Raw genomic sequence first — 25,987 nt, 5'->3', positions numbered from 1 at the left:
CAGCGGTTTTCAAATCCTTAGCCTTTAACCTTTACTCCACTTTTTAATTCATTGATAAAAGGCTGATTGTAGAACCTCTTCCCTGTGGCTTTATATAAAGCGTTAGCCAGTGCTCCCATTATCGGAGGAAAAGGAGGTTCGCCAAGTCCTGTAGGGTCGATTCCGTTTTCAATGAAATAAACATCAATTTCTTTTGGTGCTTCCGGGTGACGAATCAATCGATAGCTGTCAAAATTATTATGCTGTGGTTCTCCTTCTTTAAAGGTCATCTGGCTATACATTGCATGACCGATTCCATCAACTGTCCCTCCTTCTACCATGTTTTTCGCAGCATCTGGATTGACCACAATACCACAATCAACCGCGCAGGTAACTTTATGAATCACGGGTTGATCACCATTAACACTCATATCCAAAATCTGGGCAACATAGGAGTTATGACAATAATAAGCTGACACTCCCCGAGCCACATTTGAAGTTTCTTTACCCCAGTTTGACTTTTCTCGCACCATTTCCAATACCCCGGCATATCTTGCAGGGTCATAATCATTCTTTTCTCCTACCGGATCATTTTCAGCACGTTTCAGCATATCCAGTCTGAATTGGATAGGATCTTTTCCCATTTCTTCAGCAAGTTCATCTAGGAAGGACTGCTCTGCTCCTGCAATAAAGTTAGAACGTGGTGCTCTGAATGCACCAACTGAAATATTTGTATCGATAGACCAGCTTTCAGCCAGGTAATTATCTACAGCACCTGCAGGAAATCGATTTGCAAATAGTGGACTTTCCGGAATACCTCCTGCATTGACATGAAATGCCGTCAGGTTATTGTTTTCATCAAGTGCAGCACGATAGGTCACATGATACGCCGGACGATAAACTCCGTTGGTCATATCATCCTCACGGCTATAAACGAGCTTAATTGGTTTGCCCATTTTTTGAGAAATCACAGCTGCTTCTACCAAAAAGTGACCATAAAGCCTTCGTCCAAAACCACCTCCCATACGGGTCATTTGAATATCGATGTCTTCAAGTTCAAACCCCAGACGTTTATTCACACTTTTTTCTGCATATTCAGGTGTTTGTATCGGACCTAATAATTCAGCTTTGTCTTCAGTCACATTCGCAAAGAAATTCATTGGTTCCAGGCAATTATGTGCCAGGAATGGGCAAGTATAGGTTCGTTCAATAATCCTTGAAGCTTTTTTGAATTCAGCTTCAGGGTCTCCATCACGTCGTACCACTTCCGAATTTCGGGCTCCGGTTTCAGCCATCAATGTGGCATGAATATTAGTATTTTCTAATCCGCTGGTACCATCCATTCCGGCTGATTTCTCCAGAATTTGCATTTTCTTTACCAGGTCAGGATTCAATTCCCACTCAACATTCAATGCTTTTTTGGCCTGCATAACCTGCCAGGTTGTTTCCCCTACAACGACAGCGAGTTTGGAAAAAGCCGCTGTATCGCTCCATTCCTTTTCCATATCTTCCGGATAGGTATCAATGGTAAAAACATCAACAATCCCGGGCATGGATTTGACCTCATCGGCATTCATGCTTTTAAACTGCATTCCAAATGCCGGTGGCTGTACCACCATTGCAATCAACATTCCATCTTTATAGACATCCAGTCCGTAAAGTGGCTGACCGGTAACTATTTTCTTCCCGTCAACATTCTTTCGGGATGTACCGATGATTTTGAAATCATTATTATCTTTTAATTCTACTTCTTCTGGAACTGCAACTTGAGATGCAGCTTTTGCTACCTCTCCATATTCAAGTTTGCGATCTGAACCTTTATGAGAAATCACACCCTTATCTACCGTAAGATCAGCTACATCTGCTTCCAATTGATTAGCTGCAGCGATGAGTAACATTTGCCTGGCTGTAGCTCCTGCTGTTCTGAGAGATTCCCATCCCTGGCGTATGGATTGGCTACCTCCTGCCAGCTGACGGGTGAATATATCTGTATTCAATGGAGCCTGCTCAACTACGACCATATCCCAATCCACATCCAACTCTTCAGCGACTATCATCGGCATTGAAGTTTTAACATTCTGACCGATCTCCGGATTAGGAGAATATATTGTTACGACACCATTATCCCCGATTTTTAAATAGCCATTGATCTCAAACCATTCTTCCGGCATTTCGAGAACCATTTCCTCAACGCCATCTTCATTCGGTCGTTTACATGCCAGCCAGTTGAAACCGATCAACAGTCCACCTCCGGCAAAAGAGACACTTTTTATAAAGGATCTTCGTCCAATTCCTGTTTTTACCTTGCTCATTTTTCCTGGGTTTTAAATTGACTGACAATTAAGATTGTTCGGATTTGGCTGCTGTTTTAATGGCAGCTTTTATACGGGTATAAGTGCCGCAACGACAAATATTGCCATACATGGCATTTTCAATTTCTTTATCGCTGGGATTAGGATTCTTTTTCAATAATGCTGTAGCAGTCATTATTTGGCCTGCCTGGCAATATCCGCATTGGGGAACGTCATGCTCTAACCAGGCCTTCTGTACCGGATGATCTCCTTTTTCTGAAAGGCCTTCGATAGTTACTATTTCATTATTTGCAGCTGTAGAGATGGGAAGCTGACAGGAACGTACTGCTGTGCCATTAAAATGGACTGTACAGGCACCACATTGAGCAATTCCACATCCATATTTAGTTCCTACTAAATTGAGATGATCTCTTAATACCCAAAGAAGAGGTGTTTGCGGATCTGCATCAACAGTTTGTTCCTTTCCGTTAATTGTAATATTAAATTCTGCCATGGTAGAGGGTTTTATTCAAATTAAGAAATTAATTCCTTTTATCCGATGGCAGAAGGAAATTTGTATTTACAAACGGGGTATTAATAAAAGATAAATCAAATTTTTAAGTAAAAGGACATTTTATATAAATTCTCCTTTATTAAATAATGTATCATTTATTAAAAAACACATACCAATCCGACAGAAGGACCTTTAAAACTATATTTTACGCCAGCTTCAAATCCTTTATATGGCATGAATACGTTAATATCAAACTGTTGATAACTAAGACTACCTCCCAGCCAGTCCAAAGGGAAAAATTCCAAACTCAAATTCATATCAAATAATGAACCGTTAAATTCATCAATATCAATACTAAAAACACCCACTTTTGATTGAAAAGTTACCCAGTCTGCTATCTGAAAATGAATCATCAACCCAAAATTCGGCAGTGGCACTACATATTTAAACTCTTCATTAATCTGTCCAATATCAGATGTGATACCGGTTGATAGTTGCATCGTATATAAATTAAAATAGGCACCTAAAAAAGAATTCCCTGTATCCTGAATAGTATATAAATAACCTGCACTGATTACATTCGTTCTGAAATAAGTCCTGAACCTGAAATCTTATGATAAGGTATCACTAAGAAATACTATTTCACTTTTAGAAATTGAACTTCTAGAACGATTTATACCATAATATTGAGCTATAATTCCACTTCTGGGAGTAAAGCGGTAATAAAAAATAGTATTAAGAAAAGAACGATTGGATGCTAGTCCCAGGTTATCCTCAAGACCGTATTTAATAGATACAATACTATTTTCTTTATTAAAGGAGAAAGTGGTATTTAAATTAGCAAATACATTATTTAATCTAAGAAATAATCTTTCACCATCCTGTTTAAATTGCTTCCTCTTCAAATTCCTGATTTCTTTTTTCGTAAGATTACTATGAACTGTAGAATCTTGCTGTGCTTGTAAAACAGTAGCACTAACAAAAAATAATAAAGAAATATATAAGATAATAATGTTAAACATGTACGAAACAGGATATTGTCTGATATTGTCCTATTAATTTAATAATTGTATTATTTAAATTAAGCAGATAGAATTATTTTAAATAGAATAGATTGAGCCTCTGGAATATTTCAACAATACAATTCTCTATAATATCAGTAAAGACAAAAAAATCATTTTAATAAATCATAAATACATAATTACTGCATTATCTGAGAAAAGCATCTTATTGAAAACTCACCGTATCTAATGTTAAGTCAATATTATGTTGATATTAAACTATGTACATTCAGAAAATAAAACTTTAAATATTAAGCTTATATTATTTATATTAATAATTGGAAAAATTAAAGTATTAAATGCTAAATACGAAATTCCATAAGCCTGTACTTGGTACTCAGATTATTTCAAGACCCAGAATAAATAAAATATTCAATGGAATACCAGTTTCAACATTGGTATGTGCACCGGCGGGGTACGGTAAATCTGTAGCAGTGAGTCAGTGGTTGGATAATCATTCTGTAAATTATTTATGGTTGAATTTGGATGAAGATCAAAATCATTTAAACATATTTTTAGAATATCTTGTAACTGGACTTCAAGAGATATACCCGAATAAGTTCTATAATTTCAATTCATTGATATCCAACCATCGATTAGTAAATAAGGATAAGCTAAAAGAAGTTTTTATAAATGAATTAGATGAAATAGAGGAGCCTTTATATATAATTCTTGAGGATTACCATCTCATTACCGATATTGATATTCACTCAATAGTTGAAACATGTATTAAATATAGTACCCGCTATTTGAAGTTCATAATTATATCCAGATTAGATCCTCCCTTTAATACTTTTGATCTGAAAGTATATGAGAAATTACAGGAAATAAGAATGAAAGAATTAGCTCTTGATCATAATGAAATCGTGGAGCTAATTGAATCAAATCTAGATATTTCTATTTCTGAAAATGAATTGAAAAATTTTGAAGACCATGCAGAGGGCTGGATACTTGGGATCAAACTGGCTATTTCATTAGTAAGAAAGAATAGATCAATATCATTAAATTCATCATTACTTATGTCACATGATATAAGCAGGATTGTTAAAAACCTTATTGAAAATTTAGACGATAACTTACCCGATTTCCTATTAAGTTTTTCATTATGTAAAAAATTCAATGAGGACCTTCTCCGTTCCATAGTGAAATTTAGTGGCAATAAATGGAATTTCGATGCCAACATAATAGAGGTGTTAAAGGATCAAAATTTATTTATCACACAATTGGATGAACAAGGGAAATGGTACAGATTCCATCATTTTTTTAGAGAAATTCTTTTAAAGATTTCGTTTGAAAATAAGCCTGAGGAAACACAATCATTATACAGTCATATAAGCGAATGGTTTGCCGATAATGATATGATTGACGAAGGAATCAATTATGTCATTGAATCTAATCAGTACGATAAGGCCATAGAATTAATAGCAAAATTTCGTTATGATATGCTCAATAACGATAGATGGTGGCAAGTCCAACGCTGGATTGATAAAGTTCCTGAAAAAATAAGAAAAACTAACCCTGAATTATTGCTTGCTCAGACTCTAATCTTTGAAAACACATGGGAATTAGATAAAATACCCCCTATAATTAATGCCTTAGAAAAGTTATTAGACTCCGAATTAAGTGAAATACAAAAATCAGAGATCCTTTATAATAAAGGTCATCAACAACTAAATGTTCACTCAGACCCAAAAGGGGCCATCGAGTTTTTCAACAAATCAAAAAATATATATACAGATAATACTGCTTTTTTTGCACGAAGAGAGTTGTTTTTATCCATTTCACTACAAATGTCAGGAGAAATAGAAAAGGCATTAAGGTCAATAGCTGAGATGGGAAAAATATATAAAACTGGAACTTATCTCTACCTAAGAACTTTGTTCGCAAAGACAATTGTTTTGTTGTTATCAGGAGATTTTAAAAAGGTCAAAAAAACTGTTGAGGAATTTGAATATTTTTCTCGGGATAGTGGATTTGATTCAATTGAATCCTACAGCTGCTATTTGCTAGCAAATATTTCATTACAAATGCTAAACATTGAGGAAACTATTGATCTTCTCGACCGCGGAATGAAATTTATTGGTAAAATGAATTATCGATTGTATTTCGATTCTATGATAATGAAGGCTTTATGTTATAAAATAAAAGGCGAAGATACTCTGGCGAAAGAGACTGTAGATAATATTAATAAATTGGTAAATCAATTACAAAACAAATCTTTTATTGTCTATTATCAATCTGCAAAAGCCAGGTTAAAATGGTTGAATGACAGTGATAATGATTTGTTATCAGAGATTAAAGAATTGAATTTCAAAACACATTTCATGGAAATATACTTTTTTGTGGATGTGCCAATAATTACTCAATGTAAAATATTGATTTCATCTGGCCAAACTGAGGCTATGAAGGAAGGGTATTTACGAATAAAAGAGATTGAATCATATTTACTTTCCATTAATAACGGATATCATTATCTGGATATAAGTATGTTAAAGGTATACTATTACTATAAAAATGGTAAAAATAAAAAAGCTTCAATTTTAGCAAAATCTATTATTAATGAAGCGAATACCCGAAATACCTGGTGGCCAATTCTTGAATATTTAATTAAGGAACCAGCATTGATATCAATTTTAGATAAAAGTATACTTCCATCACATTTAATAGAATTATTACCACAAGAAATAGATTCTTTTATTGATATCGAATCACGAATATCGATTAAACAAAACAATGATAGACAGATATCATACAGGGAACAGGAAGTGTTAAAAGCTGTAGCAATGGGTTTACGCAATAAAGAGATTGCTGAATCCCTGAATATTTCAGAAGTAACTGTTAAAAGCCATTTAACAAATATTTTCAGAAAAATAGATGTTCCAAATCGTACATCTATGATTAAAAGAGCAAGAGAATTAAACCTGATTTAATTAGACTTTAGATTAATACGACTTTTTTGCGACTTTAGTAGGATGATTTTTAATTATTAAAAGATAAAATTTAATATATCAAAGAAGTCGTAATGAAATCTATAAATCTATGACCACCAATTACCTATTTGCTAACCCGGCAAATTATCATATCCAATTATTTGGCCCTCCTTCCCAGACTTTGAAAGAAATCCTGGGTTCAATGGAAATAAGAACCTCCACTATTGCCGGAAATAAATACACAGAAGTAACAGGAGTATTACCGGATCAGGTTGCATTAATCGGTATCATACAAAAGATACACCAGTTACATTATGCAATAACTTCAATAAAATTGATAGACATAGATATAAATCTATTGAATTAGTGATTTCACTACTGATGAAATATGACTTTAAAGAAACAACTTAATAAGAATGAAAAAATTAGATGAAAACACTCACTTCATACCCGAGTCCGTCATTTGATTATATACTAATTCTATTCCCATTAAGGGTAAAATATAAAAAATCATTACAGAATTATAATTAATAAAACCTATTATGATTAAAAATATTAAAATAAGATTCCTTCTAATGCAGATTTTGGTTATTACCCTGATAATTGGTTGTAATAAGAATCAAACTGAAGAGGTCAATAATAAAGAACCGTCTGAAACGATTAACCTGGAAGACTTTACCAGTATGCAAATGACTGGAGTGGATCAGATCTCAATAGATGTCGATCTGGATAGGGCCGTAGACAGATTATCAAGGGCTATTCAGTTTAAAACCATATCCAACCAAGACAGAAGTGATTTTGATACGAAAGCTTTTGAGGATTATCACAAGTTTTTAGAGCAAGCCTATCCCAATGTTCATAAAACATTAAAAAAGGAGCTTCATGGTGATCCTCGGCCATACAGCTTGTTATATACCTGGGAAGGTAAAGACCCGAGCCTGGAGCCGGCATTATTTTATGCACATCAAGACGTGGTTCCAGTACCAGATGATTCCAGAGATGAATGGAAAGTAGATCCATTTGCCGGCACTATAAAAGATGGTTACATCTGGGGTCGAGGTGTATTAGATGATAAAAACCAAATTCACGCTATCCTGGAAGCCGCAGAAATGAAAATTAAAGAAGGCTGGCAACCTTCAAGAACCATATATTTTGTTTTTGGGCAGGATGAAGAAGTTGGTGGCGCAGAAGGTGCTAAAAAAATTGCTGATGTTTTGGAAGGTCGAGGTATCAAAAGGTTCGCCTATGTTATGGACGAATCGGCACCGTTAGTACCAGGCATATTCCCGGGAATAAAAGAAAACACCGCTCTTATCGGGATTGCCCAAAAAGGTTTTCTAAGCCTGGAACTAGCTATTCATGGTGTAGGCGGACACTCTTCTCAACCACCAGAAGAATCAAATATCGGAATTTTAGCTAAAGCCATTACAAAATTAGAGGCGGCACAATTCCCATATCGAATCCATCCTGCGGTTCGTAGCCAATACCGTTATATGGGACCTGAATTGGATAAAGAAAATCAACCATTATATGCCGCTGTAGCTTTCGGGAAAGACGGTGAAATGACTGAACTCGAAAAACAATTTATAGATGTGATGTCCGAAAACCAATTAACGAGAGCCATGTTGCATACAACCATTGCAGTGTCTATGTTTAATGCTGGTGTAAAGGACAATGTATTACCCCCTGCAGCAACAGCAGTTGTTAATTTCAGACCGATGCCTGGAGACACACCTGAAGTCATTATTCAACACGTTAAAGATGCCATCCAGGACGACCGAATTACGATAAAGGATATTTCAGCCTCGACACCGGCAACCAATATTGCTGACCCTAATAGTGAGGCTTACAAGATTTTGGAAAAAACCATTCGCCAGATTTGGGGCAATGATTTAATAGTTGCACCATTCTTTGTGATTGGAGGGTCAGATTCAAAACATTTTCAAGCCAGAGATTTTGCTCCTGATGTATTTACCATCACTGGTATTCAATTAGAAAACACCAAAGAATTTGAAGGTTTCCATGGCGTAAATGAACGCATTTTGGTAGAAGAATACGGTAAATCTATAGGCTTCTTTTACCAGATATTTAACAACCTGGAGGATATATAAATTTTATTATCAATATAATATGAAATATATCACATCACATTTATTATCAGTCTTATTCCTTCTCACCTTAAACTTAACAGTTCAAGGCCAGGAGGAACCCTCTGTCACTCTGATCACCAACGCCCAGATCTTTGATGGGGTTAATGAAAAGCTTGTCGAAGGAGATATACTCATTGAAAATAATTTAATTAAAGAGATTGGTTCTTCTATCAAGGCTCCAAATGGTGCTACTGTATTAGATGCAGACGGAAAGACTGTAATTCCAGGTCTAATCGATGTCCATTGGCATACTACCTATGCCTACACCCCTGCTTCTATTCTTCTGGCGAATACAGGTGATATGCCTGAAGTTGCTATAATCAGTATGACCGGAGCTGAAAAAACCTTGCTAAGAGGATTTACTACCGTAAGAGACCCGGGAGGAAATCCATTTGCAATCAAGAAATTGATTGATGCAGGGGAATACCCGGGGCACCGAATTCTCCCATCCGGACCTTTTATGAGTCCGACTACCGGTCACGCAGATCACTACGGCAGATTGGAAACACCCAGAGATAAATCAACCATTAATTATTGGGAAAGAAATATGATGTCAATGACATCTGATGGAGAAGCTGAAGTTCGTCTCAGAACAAGGGATATTTTGAAAATGGGTGCTACTCAAATCAAAATTTGTACAGGCGGTGGTGTATCATCCGAATTTGACCCGCTTGATGTAGGAGAATATTCAATGGACGAAATAAGAGCAGTTGTAGAAGAAGCTAACAATTACAATACCTACGTGCAGTCTCATGTGATGATGGATGAAGATGTTCGCAGATCGGTAGAAGCCGGTGTTATGTGTATCGAACATGGCTTTTTTGTATCTGATGAGACGCTTAAATTAATGAAAGAAAAAGGAGTATGGTTAAGTCCGCAACCAATGAAAGAACAAGATATGGTGTGGTCTAACCCGGTTAGTGCCGCAAAATTCAAAAAAGTGACAGATGCTGTTGATAAATTATATCCAAAAGTAAAGGAAATAGGAATAAATCTCGCTTTTGGAACTGATCAACTCATGGATGCCTCAAAAGCAAAGCAACAAAGTGAATATTTAGTTCGATTGGGAGAATGGTTTACTCCTTATGAAGTATTGAAAATAGCCACTTCCGAGAATGCTCGCTTACTGGAATTGAGTGGCCCACGTCATCCATATCAGGAAGGTCCACTAGGTAAAATTGTTGAAGGCGCTTATGCTGATTTGATCATCGTTGATGGCAATCCGCTAGAAAAGCTCGAATTAGTAGGTGACCCTGATAAAAACTTTCTGGTCATCATGAAAGATGGAAAAGTATTTAAAAACACACTAGAACAATAATATTATGAAAAAAATCTATCAACTCTTACTATTGGTAGTGGCCATGACCCTAAGTATTGATACTCATGGTCAGGATGGCACACCAATCACTCTGATAACTAATGCAAAAATCTTTGATGGCGTCAATGAAAAGCTGATCGAAGGAGATATTCTGATCGAAAACAATTTAATAAAAGAGATTAGTTCATCCATTAAAGCTCCGAAGGATGCTACAATTATAGATGCTGGCGGCAAGACGGTAATTCCCGGTTTGATTGATGCCCATTGGCATACGACTTATGCTTACACTCCCGCTGCTGTTCTTTTTCTAAATCAAGGCGATATGCCCGAAGTAGCTATTCGTAGTATGACCGGAGCTGAAAAAACCTTGCTCCGAGGATTCACAACAGTGAGAGATCCGGGTGGTAATCCGTTTGCAATAAAAAAGCTAATCGATGCCGGAGAATATCCTGGCCACCGAATTCTTCCCTCTGGGCCATTCATGAGCCCAACCTCAGGTCATGCAGATTACTACGGCAAACTAGAGATTCCACGTGATAAAGACTATATGAACTATTGGGAGCGAAATTGGATGGCAATGACCTCGGACGGAGTAGATGAAGTGAGGCTAAGAACTCGAGACATCTTAAAGATGGGTGCCACACAAATAAAGATCACAACTGGTGGTGGTGTAGCTTCAGAATTCGACCCCCTAGATGTAACCGAGTATTCTACTGAAGAAATAAAAGCTGTGGTAGAAGAAGCTAAGAATTACAATACCTATGTAACCTCTCATGTATATACAGATGAGGGAGTACGAAAATCTATAGAAGCAGGTGTAATGTGTATTGAACACGGTTTTTTTGTAAGTGAAGAAACACTTAAGCTAATGAAAGAAAAAGGCGCGTGGCTTTCACTTCAACCGGTCTTTGTAGATGATATGACTTGGGATAATCCTTTAAGTCAAAGCAAATTCGAGGGAATTGTAGAAGCAATCGACAAAGTATTTCCCCTAGCAAAAAAAGTTGGAGTTAATATAGCCGTGGGCAAGGATCATCTTTTTGGTCCTGAAACTGCGCTACAGCAGAACGAATATGTAACAAGATTAGGGAAGTGGTTCACACCTTATGAAGCCCTTAAAATATATACTTCCGAAAATGCACGCCTCTTAGAAATGGCAGGTCCCCGCCATCCATACCAGGATGGCCCATTAGGTGTGGTTAAAGAAGGGGCTTATGCAGATCTGATTATCGTAGATGGTAATCCGTTGGAAGATCTGAATTTAGTTGCAGACCCTGAAAATAATTTCGTAGTAATAATGAAAGATGGAAAGGTTTATAAAAACACTTTAGATAAATAAACCATGAAAAAAATCTTTTATTTATTTCTAGTTATCATCCTGACCTTAACCTTTGATACTCAAGGTCAGGATGTTCAATCAGTTACATTGATAACCAATGCCAGGATTTTCGATGGCGTCAATGAAAAGCTGATCGAAGGAGACATTCTGATCGAAAACAATTTGATAAAAGAGATCAGTTCATCTATTAAAGCTCCAAAGGATCCTATAATTATAGATGCAGATGGAAAAACTGTGATTCCTGGGTTGATCGACATGCACTGGCATATGGCTCTGGCAGAACTACCGATGACATTTGTCCTGACAGGAGATGCTTTTGAGGTCGGGATAAGAAGTACACTTGCCTCTCCAAAAACCTTAATGAGAGGTTTTACCACTATGAGAGATATGGGAGGAAATGTTTTTAGTCTGAAAAGACTCATCGATGAAGGGCTGGTGGTCGGTCCGCGTATACTTCCCTCCGGCCCCATGATCAGTCAGACAGGCGGACATTTTGACTATAGACTTATCAATCAGATACCAGATAAAATTGGTAATATGTCCTATTGGGAGGAAGTTGGGATGACTGCAATTGCTGATGGAGAGGCTGAAGCTCGCAAACGAACTCGTGAGGCATTTATGATGGGAGCTACTCAAATAAAGATTGCCGGTGGCGGTGGAGTTGCTTCCCATTATGACCCTATCGATGTACGACAATATTCCCTGGAAGAAATGAAGGCTATTGTTGATGTTGCAAATAGCTATAATAGTTATGTAAGCGCGCATATCTTTACAGACGATGCTATACAAATAGCAATTAAAGCCGGAGTCAAAAGCATTGAACATGGGATGCTCATGAGTCGGGAAACTCTTCAGATGATGAAAGATAATGAAGTATGGTTGAGTACGCAGCCCATCTTAAACGATGAGGATGCGGATAAATTCCCTAATGAAGAGTCCAACAGGAAGTTTGCAGTGGTAACACAAGGAACGGATAACGTTTACAAGCTTGCGAAAGAAATAGGTGTAAATATGGCTTACGGTACAGATTTATTTATGAGTGCAGAGGCCGCTGCAAAGCAAGGGAAATTACTCGCTAAACTCACACGCTGGTTCACTCCATATGAGGCTTTAAGAATGGCTACCTCAGAAAATGCCAGGCTATTGGAGTTATCAGGCCCTCGTCACCCATATAAAGAAGGTCCTTTAGGTGTTATTAAAGAAGGCGCTTATGCAGATCTGATCATCGTAGATGGTAATCCGTTGGAAGATCTGAATTTAGTTGCAGACCCAGAAAATAATTTCGTGGTTATAATGAAGGATGGTAAGGTGTATAAGAATACGCTGGACAATACTAACTAAAATCAAATGATTCACCTGTAGGAATCGAAATCCATTGATCTTGAATGAAATGATAAAATGAAACACGCATCAAATATAAATCGGTAGCTGTGGTTGGTGAAGGAACATCCGGATGAAGTTGAACTGCATATTATGGTGCAAAATCAATGTCCTGTTTTATGATGTCCAGGAAGGTTATGAATTAAAAAAAATATATAAAGGTCAAAGAACTATGAACCCAAATTCAATCATTTCCAATAAACCAGGCGTTTTATTTGTTAATCGAATCTTTATTTTAATTATTTTGAGTATATCATTGCTACTCAGCTGTAATAAATCTGAAAACACGGATAACTCAATTTCATATCAGTCCCTGCCTCCTTCAACTGAATTTGACGTAGTCATTCTTAATGGTAGGGTGATGGATCCGGAAACTGGTATGGATGCCGTTAGAAATGTTGGCATTAAAGATGGTTTGATTGGATTAATAACAGAAGAATCAATTTCCGGAAAGGAAACAATCAATGCTGATGGTTTAGTAGTATCTCCAGGGTTCATTGACATTCATTCACATATTTCCGACTTTCCGTTTGGGCAAAAATTAAGCCTGCGGGATGGTGTGACTACCCCGCTCGATATGGAAGCTGGCGCCTATCCGGTAGACGAATGGTATGCAAAACTGGAGGGCAAATCACAAACCAACTATGGCGCTGCAGTATCAGCAGCAGCGGTAAGAGAAATACTGGCAAACCCAGATTACGAAACAAGTACAGCCTCCATCCTGCTGGATGCATTTGATCCGCATAATGAGAGTGGCTTCAATATGTCATTAACAGATTTTCTGCCAACTGCTGAACAAATTAATAAGATGGAAGCAATGCTGGAAAAAGGAATTCAGCAAGGAGCCTTAGGTCTGGGTGCAGTACCCGGTTACATGACTCGGGGCACAACCAGTCGCGAAACGATCATGTGGCAAAAACTAATGGGAGAATATGGTCTTAGCACCGTTCTTCATGGTAGATTTTCCAGTCAAATGCCTCCTAACACGGGAATCCTTGGAACCCAGGAAATGCTGGCAAGTGTAGCTGCTTACGGCGGTGGTTTATACGTTAGCCATATTCACCAGCAAGCATTGAATTACACTCCAACAGCAATTGACCTTGTTGAAGCTTGTAACAAGAATGGACTGAAAACTGTTGCTGCAATTTACCCTTACTGGCAAGGGGCGACTGTAGCAGGAGCAGATTACCTGGCTCCGGACAACTATCAAAGAAATATGGGACGCAGCTATGAGGACATTATTGAAGTTGCCACTATGAAGCCTCTTACCAAAGAACGCTACGAGGAATTATTAAAAACACAACCCGGAGCTTCAGTAATATTTGGAGGTGTGGAAGAAGAAATAATGCTTCAGGCGATGGCTAATCCTGTGACGATGATCGAATCTGATGCCGCTCCCCTATCAATTACTGCAACGGGAGAATTAGCACTGGATTGGTCAACACCTTATGAATCGACACAAGGACACCCCAGAGGAGCAGGATCACATGCAAAAACTTTACGTCTGGTTCGTGAAAAGCAATTAATGCCATTGATGCTGGCTATATCTAAAATGAGTTATATGCAAGCTGAATTTTTACAGGAAAATGGTGTCAGGCAAATGGCAAAGAAAGGCCGTATTCAGGAAGGAGCAGATGCTGATATAACCATTTTTGATCCGGAAACCGTTTCTGACAATGCAACCATGGCAAAAGGAGGCTTACCTTCAACAGGGATCCCATTTGTATTAGTTAATGGCACTGTTGTAGTCAGAGAATCGAAAGTACTGGAAGATGTATATCCGGGTAAACCAATTAGAAACAAAGTTATAAATCAAAATTAAGATGGAATTCATAGAAATAATAAAATGAATTAATCAAAGATAATTTAATGTTTAACGAATGATTTTAAGAAAAAGCCAAATTGTATCTGTTTTGTACATAGCTATTATTTTAGCTGCAACTAATATTTTTGCACAAAACACCCCCACATCAGATACTGTTTCCAATCAATTTGTTATTCCTGAAGGAGACTTAAAAGAAACAGTACTCAGAACTGCAACAGAGCAACTGGATTACCCGGACTTTAAAGGATCCTGGCCAATGTTTGGTACAGATATCCGAATGAAGATCGGGGGATATTTTAAAGTTGACTTCATTTATGATTTTGATGGGACACGAGATCCGAATCAATTTTTAATGTCGACAATCCCGGTTGAAGGTCAGCCTGAATATGGGAATGAAGGGTATGTCTACTTTTTCGCAAAGGAAACAAGGATAAATATTGACCTGAGAAGAATTTCTAATGATAAAATGCCACTGCAAGCATTTGTGGAAGGTGACTTCTTTACCGATGGAAATCGTTTTAGATTAAGACATGCCTACATTACTGCTGGTGACTTCATTATTGGTCAAACCTGGACTACCCTATCCTTTCTGGAATCGATGGCAACAATGATTGATTTTGCTGCCGGGGATGCGCTATTCGGAGGAAGAAGCGTACAAATAAGGTATCAGAGCCAATTAAGTAAAACCATTAAATTTTACGCAGGATTAGAATATATGGCTTTTTTAGGAATTGAAAATCCATATAATTTACCCGGGAAAGCAAACATTCAATTTCCATTACTCGCACTAAGAATGGACAAACGTTGGAATAGTGGTGTCTTATTCCTTGGAGCCAGTATTACACAATTGCGATGGGATGGTGGTGAAACCGGACCGGATGATCATATTCCTCAACTATCTTTTGTAATCGCAGGAAGGCAATATATAGGAAAAAATAATTATTTCACGTACAATTTGAGTCTCGGTGATGCTTACGGAGAAAATATTATCGCCTTTGCCGGAAGTAACGCCAATGCTGTATTAAATGAAAACGGGGTTCTTCAGTCAATTCAAGGGCTTTCTGCTATGGTTGGATTTATGCACCGATGGACACCCAAGCTGGAGTCTAATTTTAACTATGCTTACGGATGGCTGGATGCTCCTGACGACAGGGCTCCATTAGCATTAATAAGAGGGGGAATTGGTCATTTAAATTTAATTCGAAAATATGATGATCACTTCTCTACCGGTATTGAATATATGTGGGGAGCACAAAGAACGGCAAACGATGCCTTTGGAGATGCCTCAAGAATTCAATTTATGGCAAAATTTGAGTTTTAAACCATTACTTAAAGTAGAAAAAATAGTTCGATTGGGTCAATAACTTAAAAGACTGTTACAAAATGATTTTCTGAACAAGCATTATGCTAAGAGGTAATAATTAGTCTTTTATTATTAGAAAATGAAGCTTCTGCATACAAAAACATTAATTATCACATATAAATAAATCATTATGAAAAGATTAATTCATTTCTCTAGAATGTTGGTCATTTTGTTATTGCTGAATTTCACAGCATTTGGTCAAGATGATAATGAATCTCCCAGTATGGATGAGATAGCAAAAAAATTAGCTAATCCGAATGCAACACTGGGGCAAATGTTATTTCCAATTGATTACATTAAATATAATGGTGATATAGATGGAGCAAATAATCAGCACGGATTTCTTCTCAATTTCCAACCTTCATTACCCATTCCACTTTCTGAAGGACTTAACCTTTATGTTAGACCGTTAATACCAATTTATTTATCGCAACCCGTTATTGATGAAAATGGCTTTAAAAAAGAAGCTTCGTTTGGAAACATAAGCGCAGACATAGCAGTAGGAAAAACCTGGCCTTCAAAATGGATTACACTTGTTGGGGTATTTGGTGGTTTCCCAACTGCCTCAAATGATGCATTAAGATCAAAGCAAGTCACATTAGGTCCGGAGTTAATGATAGCCAAATTAACCAGTTTTGGAGCTTTGGGATTTATCCTGAGCCATGCCTGGGGAGTAGGCGATCCAACTGACCCGGATGTATCCTCCAGCACTGTTTTACCCGACGATTATTGGATTGCTGCAGACGGCTCTACCAGTGCCAGTATTACTGCCGGGCAATATTTCTATACCATTATGCTCAAAAATGGATGGCAGATCACTGCCTCCCCGACTTATTCATATAACCATAATGGAACTGAAGGAAATAAATTCACTTTTCCGATTGGTACAGGAGCCCAAAAAGTTATTATTGCTGGCAAAATTCCAATTAGATTTGGACTACAATATTGGTACTATGTTGCCTCTCCTGATTCTTTCGGACCACAACACCAGGTAAGATTCACTTTAGCTCCGGTTATTCCATTACCATGGTAGTAATTAAGTCCTTGTTTGTGTAAATTATCTTTGTCTATAATCTAGTGTGAATACAACTTTATTAACATTTGAAAGCAATAACTTTACCCTTTTTAATCATTTTTTGGGTTACAATGGATTCTCAGCAATTTGCAGGAGACAATCAATGGGTGGCGCCTCATGGCATAATGACAATTGTTGGGACAGCAGGTCAGGATTATGCTCAATTTTATGCTGTGGCAGCTATCATTCAGGAATATGAATTAAACACCCAAATAGTCCACTATTACGACGATCCAAGAACAAATTCTGACTCGTACACTAGTTTTTCCATTTTTTTAAAACGAAGATTGGCACAAAATGAAGCAGAAACAGCAGGATATGCAGTAATGGGTGGTGTTGGTTTAAATCCTCAGCATATAAATAAGGGCGAGCTAACAAATAGTTTCCAAACATGGTGGGTATCGGCAGTGGCAACATACGCATTTGCCAATAACAATATCCTTTGGGATATATTACCAGGGGCAACAGTTAATTTAGATCACAAGCAGAATAATGAAACTGCCTGGGGATTTATGTATAGTTCAAGGTTAGCTATATATAGTGTGATTCCTCAATCTGCAATTGTAACAGAAATTTTTGGAACTGCAGGCAAAGTCAATGGACCAATAAGCTATCGAGCTGGTGTTCGCTGGGAAGGCACTAAATGGGTAGTAGCATTCACTTATTCGAATGCTTTTGATAACTCTTATGGCGCGGGGTTTGAAATAGGGATGATGTTTTTTACTAGACCTCTATTTGGTAAAAACAAGAAAGAAAAGATGATGAAATAGCTATTACTGTTATAATGTTTTTTTTAAAGTTCTATCACTTCAAATTCTTAACTCTAATCATATGCTTGATTAGGCTCTCCCAATCATCCGGATAATTAGTAGAATACTTATATTCCAATTCATTTACTTTAAGAGTCAGCCTGTTTTTGATCTTAAATGGATTTTTACCACATTTTACACTTGTGATCTCTGGTAGCAAAAAAGAGTGGACTGCAACTTTATCATTAACAAAAATTATCCGTTTATTTGTCAAAACTAATTCACCAGATACATTATTATAATTATCATAATATTTAGCCTTTCCATTAATAATCATGTATTCATTTTTGAAAAACCCGTTTAACAAATTAAGTTCTTCGTTATAATATTTGATGCTATTTTTAAATAATCCCCAGATCATCATTAATTGACTTTAACTAAAAACACTGAATGCATTCAATCACCTATTATTTTCTAAATAAATACCCGGGAAAATCCCGGGTATTTTCAGAAAATTAATAGACACTTCACCTGACTATTATTTTAAATCTTCTTTCAGGCATGTTATCTGTTTTTAAAATACAGATGTATATACCCGCTGCAATATTGTTGAATGTGATATGTTCTATATGATCTCCCACACCAACATTATATTTATCCTTTCTTTGCATTAACTGACCTTTATAGTCATATATCTCAATGCTGATATTGCTTTCTTGCTCCAGCTTATAGTATAATTTCGCTGCCTGATTTTCAACCGGATTAGGATAGAATAGTGCCGGGATACCGCCGTCTTTAGCTAGTTCCTGTTCTGGTATGTTTCCATCTGGAACACCGTTAACAGCGTCAGGATCATCTATTACAACCACATAAACAAGATATAAAACAAACCCACCTTCTTTTCCATCATCAGCTCCAAACACAACCTGTGCTGTACCGACTTTTAGCGGACTCATGGTTATTTTCTCATTACCTAATGCCATGTCCACTATATCAGGGTTATAATTACCTGCTAATAGTTGAAGATTATCGCCATCAGGATCTGTAAAGAGATTAGCAGGGTTAATGGTCAACGCCCGATTTGTATCTGCCAGGTTTAATGTGATTACCTCAAATTCAGTATTAAATACCGGTGGCCTGTTTTTCTCGAGAACATTCAATTTAATTGTATCAAAAGCTATATTACCATTCACATCTACTACTTCAATGTTGAATTTATGCAATCCACCGCTCTCATAATCTGTATCTATTGAAACCTGGGCAGTATTAGGGCCTGTTTGAACTAATTCATAATCAAGATCAGAAGTTCCTTCTTCTATCGAAATAGACATTGTCTCATTTTCCGGATCCTTAAAGAGATAGTTGAACACTATTGATTCTGTTTCAACTACTTCAAGTGTATCTTCATACATATTAGGGTAAAACTCAAATTCAGGTTTACCATTTACTTTTAATGTAATGGTCACTTCATCATCCGGATAATTAAGGTCATTTGATGACACCAATATTTTACCAGAATGAGCTCCTTTACCTGCTATTTCCGGATCAATGGTTGCTGTAACATCAATACTTTCACCACCTGAAAGTGTCCCCTCTTCTGTGTCAAGAGTAAGCCATTGGTTCTTACCCGAAGCAGTTAAAGCACGTATTTTCCATACAAAATATTCATTTTGTGTATAACCGTTATACCAGTAATACTGATCTTCCCCTCTATAAACACCAGAAAAACTATTTTTAAGCCGTTCTTCATCTTTTGTGAATTCAATACCCATGTACTTAGGAGCAACTGGATGAGAAATTATCACATAGAAAGTTTGTCCTTCAGGGATAGTAAAAGGCTTTTCAATTGGGAAAATTATCCATTCCTCATCTACTTTTTCATCTATTACAAACTCTTGTTCGTATACTTTTTGTCCATCCTGAGGGCTTTCTCCACCGACGTATACCATTAGTTTAATTAGTTCATCTCTTGAAGCTAAATATGTATATGCCTTAATATGAGTTAGATTAAATCCTCCCACAGGTGCCACGAAGCGATTTGAAAATGCCAGGTTTACACCAACTGCAAAAGGGGTGAATACACCATCACCATCTTCCAAAACATCATGTGCCAGTGAATCGACAGTTACTCTTTTATTGAAATCATAATTTCCCGTGTTTTCAGAAATATATGGTTCTGATGGTAATGGACTAGCCTCTGGTACTGTAGCTGGAATAACGTTGAACATAAGGCTAGTTTCCCCCTTATTTTCAATTCTAAAAGTATACTTTTCTTTTTCAATGTTGGCTAATTCATATGCCTGATCCTCTGCATTCCAGCTAAAGATTGGTGAATCAACAATTTCCGATTCAATAACTGTTTGTTTTGTGCCGAAATTGCCAGAGAACACTATGCTGCCCGAAACATCAATTTGCTGAGATACAGGATACTCAACTGTAATAACTACAGTCTCCCATGGATTAATTTTGAGAGGACTTAACAGATCACCTGATGAACTTTTAACAATTTTGCTTCCTTCCTCATTATAAACAGTCAATGATTCCAGACCCTCAAATGATATATTTGAAATTGACACCACTCCATATCCCTGGTTGAACAACGAAATCTCATTGGTTAAGACTAACCCTTCCTTGAAGATCACTTCTTTATTGATTAAGGAATCTGTAACGGATAAGACAGGTGCTTCAGAAACACTAATTTCAACCGGAATCTTTAATAGAGATTGTGCCGCGCTGTTTGTATGCAGTTCAATGGTATCTGAATATACACCGGTATAATAAATGTCTTCTGCTGAAACAGTCAGATTAAGTTGTTTATCAGAAAGGATATTTATCGCGCCATGTTGAGGCGGATTTATTATCATCGTTGAGTTATTTGTGAAATCAGCCCAATTGACTATCAAATAATTCCGGTCTGTACTAACTATTTCAGTACCGTCGGGGCTTTTTAATCCATAGAGTAATAAACCTCCCCAAGAGGAAATATCCATATAATGAAATTTAATAACACCTTCATTATTTATCTCAACTTGAAAAGTTACTTTCCCCGGGTTTATTGTACCGCCCCCTTCTGCCTGAAGATTGGTCCATTGGACAATGAGCTGATCATCTTCCAGGCTGTAATTCAAACCATTACCATTATCGAGTTGTAGTTTTGTCCAAAACGGAGCGATTACACCTTTAAAATCTTCACTAGCCCCAAAATCAACATTAATTGGCTCATTTTCAGGATCCTCGACAGCAATATATCCGTTTTTAGATATCCAGATAGAGCTGTATTTTTTGCCATAAAATGGAAATTGGAAAGGAAGGTCTATTTTTAAATTTCCATTATCGTTAAGTTCCACCTTATTCTTATCCTGATCCAGTGGTTGCCATTTATGGAAAATTTTTGTTGAATCACTAATATCAACAGAATATCCGTACTCTCCGATTAAACCTTCACCATTTGAACCAATTGCTCTTCCTGAATCAAGATCTGCAATAGATGAATAAGTACCATTCTTAAAGATAAAATTCAATTCTTTGTCATTACCTGTGTTCGTTAAGGTAAAAGGAACAGTAGTTTTCTCCCCTCCTTTAAGGCTTACTGAAACAGGGGTTTGCAAATCAAATGTATATTCAGCATCACTGAGACCATTTCCGGTAACAATAACCTCATGTGTTGACAAGTCGTCGAATGAAAAAGTTAATTTACCTGTATACTCTGAAGATGCTGCAGGGGTGAATTCCACTGGCACCAATTCTTTTGAATTACCATTTATAGTTAGTGGAAAATTAACATTAACAGGATAAAATTCAGGAATATTATTAACCACTGAATTCAAAGTGATTTTTTCAGCACACTGATTTTCTATTATCAAAAATCTTGTATCTGACTGACCTAATATAACCACGTCATTAAAATTCAAGGAATCCTGGACCGATACATCCACACAACCGGTTACGTTTATAGTAATCGGAATAGAATCAGCACCTGCAGAAGTATTATTATACACATGAATATACTCATTATATGTACCTGCATTTAAGCCAAATGATTCGGGTTCAGCATAAAGTGTTACCGTTTTAGAAGCTCCACTCGGCAAAGATCCATTTAATGTATTTGTTTCTGATATCATCGAAACAGTTCTATTCGGAACAAAACTTACCACATAACCATTGGTCAGCATTGCCGGATCATCATAATCCTTTACGATCAAAGTATCTTTTGTTTCGATACCAACCATATTGATTCTATACCTATCCTCTGGTAATAAATCAGTAACATCTTTATATCTGTATTCTACTGTGCCATCTCTGTACAGAGCGATCTGATACTCAACCTGTTCGCCATAAGCAGCATAACCGCTAGGACCGTTATATTTTAAATCACAGACATATGATAATACCAGTCTGTCACCAAAAGAGAAGTATCTGAATTCTGAAATACCTAAAGGTTTAACATCTATTCTTAATGGAACCATTGCCCGGTAGTTCAGAACATTGATCTGACCTAAATTATTAGGTCTAATAATGTCAAGCTGCTGATCAAAGAAAGGAAATGAAAACCCTACCGGAACTCCATTATATATTTCCTGATTATCCACCTGAGTACCTATTTCAGATATATCATCCCATTTACCTGTTGAAGGTCCATCCGCATCTTCAGATGTTTTTATAGAATATGTCAGTTTCTTAGCTAAGATCCCGGCTTGTTTTTTAACCAGACTATAATGCTCCAGGTCATAATCAAGAACTACAGGTTCAGCTGATGAATTAGTTACAGTAAGGCTAATTTCAGCTTTTGAACCATACTCAACATTAATGTTTGAAGACGCCAGACTTAGCGCCATAGAAGGTTCATTTTGACTAATGATCCTCAAACTAAATGGAACATCTCCTATATTTGTTTTAAGAATCAGTTTATCATTAATCAACCCTGTTGTTGAAGGCTTGTATGTAAAATCAAAATCTACATCTTCTAAAGCCCCGACTGTTACTGTATCAGACAGTGTTGTAGTGATTCCGGTCGATGAATACGAGTATCCATAAATGTCGAGATCGCCATACCCGGAGTTTTCTATTAAAAGACTATAATCATTATCAACATTATTGAAACCTTCATATTCAAATATTTCAGAATTGTTTAATTCAGGTACCTGCCCTTGAACATGAAGCTTTAATTCAATATTAGCTATCGGTTTATGGATATCATTCGTCAATATTCCGATTGAGGCAAGGTGATTACCGTTTGTTAGTGCATTGGCATCAACGGTAATATTTACATCCTGAGAAGAGAACTGCGGAATTTCACCCTCATTCGGATCAAGAAATACAAATGATCCGTTTTCACCGGTACTAAACACGCGTAGCATTGGTGTAATCGGCCTGAATAACAGTTCTTGTGCCCACCGATAGGTTCTGCCATTATCTCTCGACATGATAAACCGATCATTAAATTCGCCACCTTCAAACTGCATCACCATCGGAGTAAGCATTTCTTTAGGATAGTGTAACACTACCCAGAAAGACTCGTTATCCAGGAATTTCTGTGGTTTGTATAGTGGTATCCTGTAATACTTAAATACATTTGTTGTGTCAGCATAATACTCCTGCATATACACGGTTTCAGCACTGGTGACATCATCTCTTGAACCTTTTTTGATTTCGACCAGGATCGGATATTCATTCGTTTCTGGTAAAAGAGCTACTTCAATATGTGTCAGATTAAATGAATAATCATAAGGGATATCAAATCGGGTAGCAAAAATGAATCCTGCCTGAGTATTTCCTGAGCCTGCCAATATTGCTGGTGGATTACCGTTTTCATATGACAGACCTGCAACGAATTCTGTATCATCATTTTCCCAGTGCTTTTGAGTTGAGAAGGTATTAGCCGAAGCTTCTTCTTCAGTCAAATATCTAACCGGGTCAAATTCAATTCCATTCCCTATATCTGAGGCTGTTTCTGCCAACCCTTCATTATAATAAAGTTCAGAAGAAGCTGCTGAAGAAGAAGCTGGTTCCCTGAAGTAAGTTTCATTTGAAATTAAAGTTTGCCAGTAAATGATCCCTTCTGAAATATTTGAAAATGTTATTGGGACATTAGCTAAAGGAGATTCATTGACGTTAATGGCTACCTGTACTCTATCTGTAGAAGATTTGAAATGTGGCTCACTTGACGTTGTAACTTTAAGTACATTTGAAATCTCAGAAATATTCTCAAACTGGTCAGCCGATTTTACTGCAAACCAATAATCAGTTTGCTTTATAAATCCACTGATTGAAATATTAAATTTCTCTCCTGTCGCTTTGTTGTTATCGATCAGGAATACCGCATTATTATCAAAATTAGCAGCCGTTATCGGGGCATTACTAATTGATAAATGATAATTTGTTGGACTAAAACCGTCTTCATCATCAGGAACTGTCCACTCAAGTCTTATTTCATTATGAAAGATTTCACTTGCAATTAGATCAGCGATTGGATTTGGTGGAATACGATTATCATCAACTAAAGCTTTAACTGCATTTAATATCCCTTTTCCATATTTATTATTGTGTTGAAATCTGAAAGGGTTTGTTGAATTTACAATGATTCTTCTCAGGTCATCAGGTGTAAAACCATCTCCTCCAAATTTGGATAGCACTAAAGCTGCCACACCCGATACATGAGGACAAGCCATTGAAGTTCCTTCAAGATAACCATATTGGTCACCCACCAGCGTACTTAATACTCCTCCTTCCTGGTCAAAGTTTGTCATATCCCCACCAGGCGCAGAGATATCTACCCAATCGCCATAATTAGTATAAGGAGCAGGGAAGCCTGTAGGACCAGTTGCAGATACGGCAACAACTTCTTCAAAAGCACCTGGATATCTAATTGATTCGATTGCACTATTACCAGTAGCAAAGAATAATATACCTCCTTGCATCGGACTGCCTTCATATTGTCCTGCTTCTGCAATGAAGTAACGGATAGCCTCTAATACTTCCGGCTCATAAAAACCGTCTCGGTTGTAACCCCATGAGTTTTGAGAGATCACAGCACCATTATCAGCGCCATATACAATTGCTTCAGCAAAATTCAATCCTCCATTATTCCGGGCATCGAATACCTGCGTAGACATAAGTTTAACACCATTGCCTGTACCATCACCTCCGGCTACACCAGCTACACCTAAACCATTATTACTTACTGCTCCTACTGTTCCGGCTACATGGGTTCCATGATTACCAGGAGTAATCGGGCCATAAACAACAAAATTGGTTCCATATATATCATCAACATAACCATTCTGATCGTCATCAACGCCCTCTTCACCATAAAGCTCTGCTTCATTTACCCACATATTATCTTTAAGATCTTCGTGGTTAAAATCAACTCCCTCATCAACAATAGCGACAACTATATCTGAGCTTCCGGTAGTAATATCCCAGGCTTCAAATAAATCAATATCAGAACTTTCTTCTCCATATCTGTCTTCACTTTCATAATGCCACTGATCAGATATCAATGGGTCATTGAAATTCTGTTGTGCCATTACGGCCGTTGATTTATCATTTCTGAACGACTCTGAATCAAAAAACACCGGTTTCTTATCAGCATCAATTCTTGTTTTTTTATAAACCGGTTTAACAATATCAATTTCAGCCAGACTTTCATACTGTTTAATAACCTCTCCTGGTGATTGTGAACTGTCAAATTCTACTTCATACCATAGATGCAGGTTATACTTTCTATGTTTGGCTTCAAATTTTGGAGAAAAAGGAAAAACCCGTTTTATCCTGGTAATTCCAACCACTTTGCTAACATCATCAACACTTTGGATTCCTACCTCATCAGTATTTTCATTTGATGGGGCTAATCGCATATTTTGTTGATTAGCAAAAGCAGACTCCTTAAATTTTATCCTTACTTTCCCACTCACTACAGATTCAGAATCTCCTGATATTTGCGCATCCAAAGGAAAAGTTCCCAGGAATGTGAAAAAAACAAGGACAATAATCGTTAATCTATTCATAATAATA

General features: G+C 37.0%; 16 protein-coding genes. 10 read left to right on the top strand and 6 right to left on the bottom strand.

Features of this window, described 5'->3' with window-relative positions; translation table 11 throughout:
• Positions 1–17 precede the first annotated feature (17 nt).
• From OO013_RS08220 to OO013_RS08205, 4 genes are all read right to left on the bottom strand, one after another.
• Entirely contained in the window at positions 18–2,291 is a 2,274-nt protein-coding gene (locus OO013_RS08220) for a xanthine dehydrogenase family protein molybdopterin-binding subunit (protein ID WP_266056304.1), read from the bottom strand.
• 28 nt (positions 2,292–2,319) lie between these two features.
• Positions 2,320–2,784 (bottom strand): (2Fe-2S)-binding protein, encoded by a 465-nt coding sequence (locus OO013_RS08215; RefSeq protein WP_266056303.1) that lies wholly within the window; start codon positions 2,782–2,784, stop codon positions 2,320–2,322.
• Between the two features lie 158 nt (positions 2,785–2,942).
• A complete protein-coding gene (locus tag OO013_RS08210) occupies positions 2,943–3,284 on the bottom strand; it encodes a hypothetical protein (protein WP_266056302.1) in 342 nt (113 codons plus the stop codon).
• 111 nt (positions 3,285–3,395) lie between these two features.
• Positions 3,396–3,806 carry a hypothetical protein gene (locus OO013_RS08205; protein ID WP_266056300.1) on the bottom strand — a complete coding sequence of 137 codons (411 nt, stop codon included), beginning with the start codon at positions 3,804–3,806 and terminating at the stop codon, positions 3,396–3,398.
• A 338-nt stretch (positions 3,807–4,144) separates the two neighbouring features.
• On the opposite strand from OO013_RS08205, the gene OO013_RS08200 reads away from it, so the two are divergent.
• From OO013_RS08200 to OO013_RS08155, 10 genes are all read left to right on the top strand, one after another.
• A complete protein-coding gene (locus tag OO013_RS08200) occupies positions 4,145–6,775 on the top strand; it encodes a LuxR C-terminal-related transcriptional regulator (protein ID WP_266056298.1) in 2,631 nt (876 codons plus the stop codon).
• A gap of 109 nt (positions 6,776–6,884) precedes the next feature.
• On the top strand, positions 6,885–7,142 hold the full coding sequence (locus tag OO013_RS08195) for a DUF8691 family protein (RefSeq protein ID WP_266056297.1): 258 nt from the start codon (positions 6,885–6,887) through the stop codon (positions 7,140–7,142).
• A gap of 208 nt (positions 7,143–7,350) precedes the next feature.
• Positions 7,351–8,886 (top strand): M20 family peptidase, encoded by a 1,536-nt coding sequence (locus OO013_RS08190; protein WP_266056296.1) that lies wholly within the window; start codon positions 7,351–7,353, stop codon positions 8,884–8,886.
• Between the two features lie 19 nt (positions 8,887–8,905).
• Entirely contained in the window at positions 8,906–10,243 is a 1,338-nt protein-coding gene (locus tag OO013_RS08185) for a metal-dependent hydrolase family protein (protein WP_266056295.1), read from the top strand.
• A 4-nt stretch (positions 10,244–10,247) separates the two neighbouring features.
• A complete protein-coding gene (locus OO013_RS08180) occupies positions 10,248–11,582 on the top strand; it encodes a metal-dependent hydrolase family protein (RefSeq protein ID WP_266056294.1) in 1,335 nt (444 codons plus the stop codon).
• Between the two features lie 3 nt (positions 11,583–11,585).
• Complete coding sequence (locus OO013_RS08175) at positions 11,586–12,923, top strand: metal-dependent hydrolase family protein (RefSeq protein WP_266056293.1); 1,338 nt, start codon at positions 11,586–11,588, stop codon at positions 12,921–12,923.
• A gap of 112 nt (positions 12,924–13,035) precedes the next feature.
• Complete coding sequence (locus OO013_RS08170; RefSeq protein ID WP_266056291.1) at positions 13,036–14,784, top strand: amidohydrolase family protein; 1,749 nt, start codon at positions 13,036–13,038, stop codon at positions 14,782–14,784.
• Between the two features lie 58 nt (positions 14,785–14,842).
• Positions 14,843–16,108 (top strand): DcaP family trimeric outer membrane transporter, encoded by a 1,266-nt coding sequence (locus OO013_RS08165; protein ID WP_266056289.1) that lies wholly within the window; start codon positions 14,843–14,845, stop codon positions 16,106–16,108.
• A gap of 172 nt (positions 16,109–16,280) precedes the next feature.
• On the top strand, positions 16,281–17,183 hold the full coding sequence (locus tag OO013_RS08160; RefSeq protein WP_266056287.1) for a hypothetical protein: 903 nt from the start codon (positions 16,281–16,283) through the stop codon (positions 17,181–17,183).
• A gap of 113 nt (positions 17,184–17,296) precedes the next feature.
• On the top strand, positions 17,297–17,995 hold the full coding sequence (locus OO013_RS08155; RefSeq protein ID WP_266056286.1) for a hypothetical protein: 699 nt from the start codon (positions 17,297–17,299) through the stop codon (positions 17,993–17,995).
• A gap of 34 nt (positions 17,996–18,029) precedes the next feature.
• On the opposite strand, the gene OO013_RS08150 is transcribed toward OO013_RS08155, so the two are convergent.
• On the bottom strand, positions 18,030–18,395 hold the full coding sequence (locus OO013_RS08150) for a PH domain-containing protein (protein ID WP_266056284.1): 366 nt from the start codon (positions 18,393–18,395) through the stop codon (positions 18,030–18,032).
• 106 nt (positions 18,396–18,501) lie between these two features.
• On the bottom strand, positions 18,502–25,980 hold the full coding sequence (locus OO013_RS08145; protein ID WP_266056282.1) for a S8 family serine peptidase: 7,479 nt from the start codon (positions 25,978–25,980) through the stop codon (positions 18,502–18,504).
• Between the last annotated feature and the right edge of the window lie 7 nt (positions 25,981–25,987).

It is taken from the genome of Mangrovivirga halotolerans, assembly GCF_026241165.1.
GTDB classification, from domain to species: domain Bacteria; phylum Bacteroidota; class Bacteroidia; order Cytophagales; family Cyclobacteriaceae; genus Mangrovivirga; species Mangrovivirga halotolerans.
The sequence above is the reverse complement of the archived record's forward strand: the minus strand, read 5'-3'. Positions and strand labels throughout refer to the sequence as shown.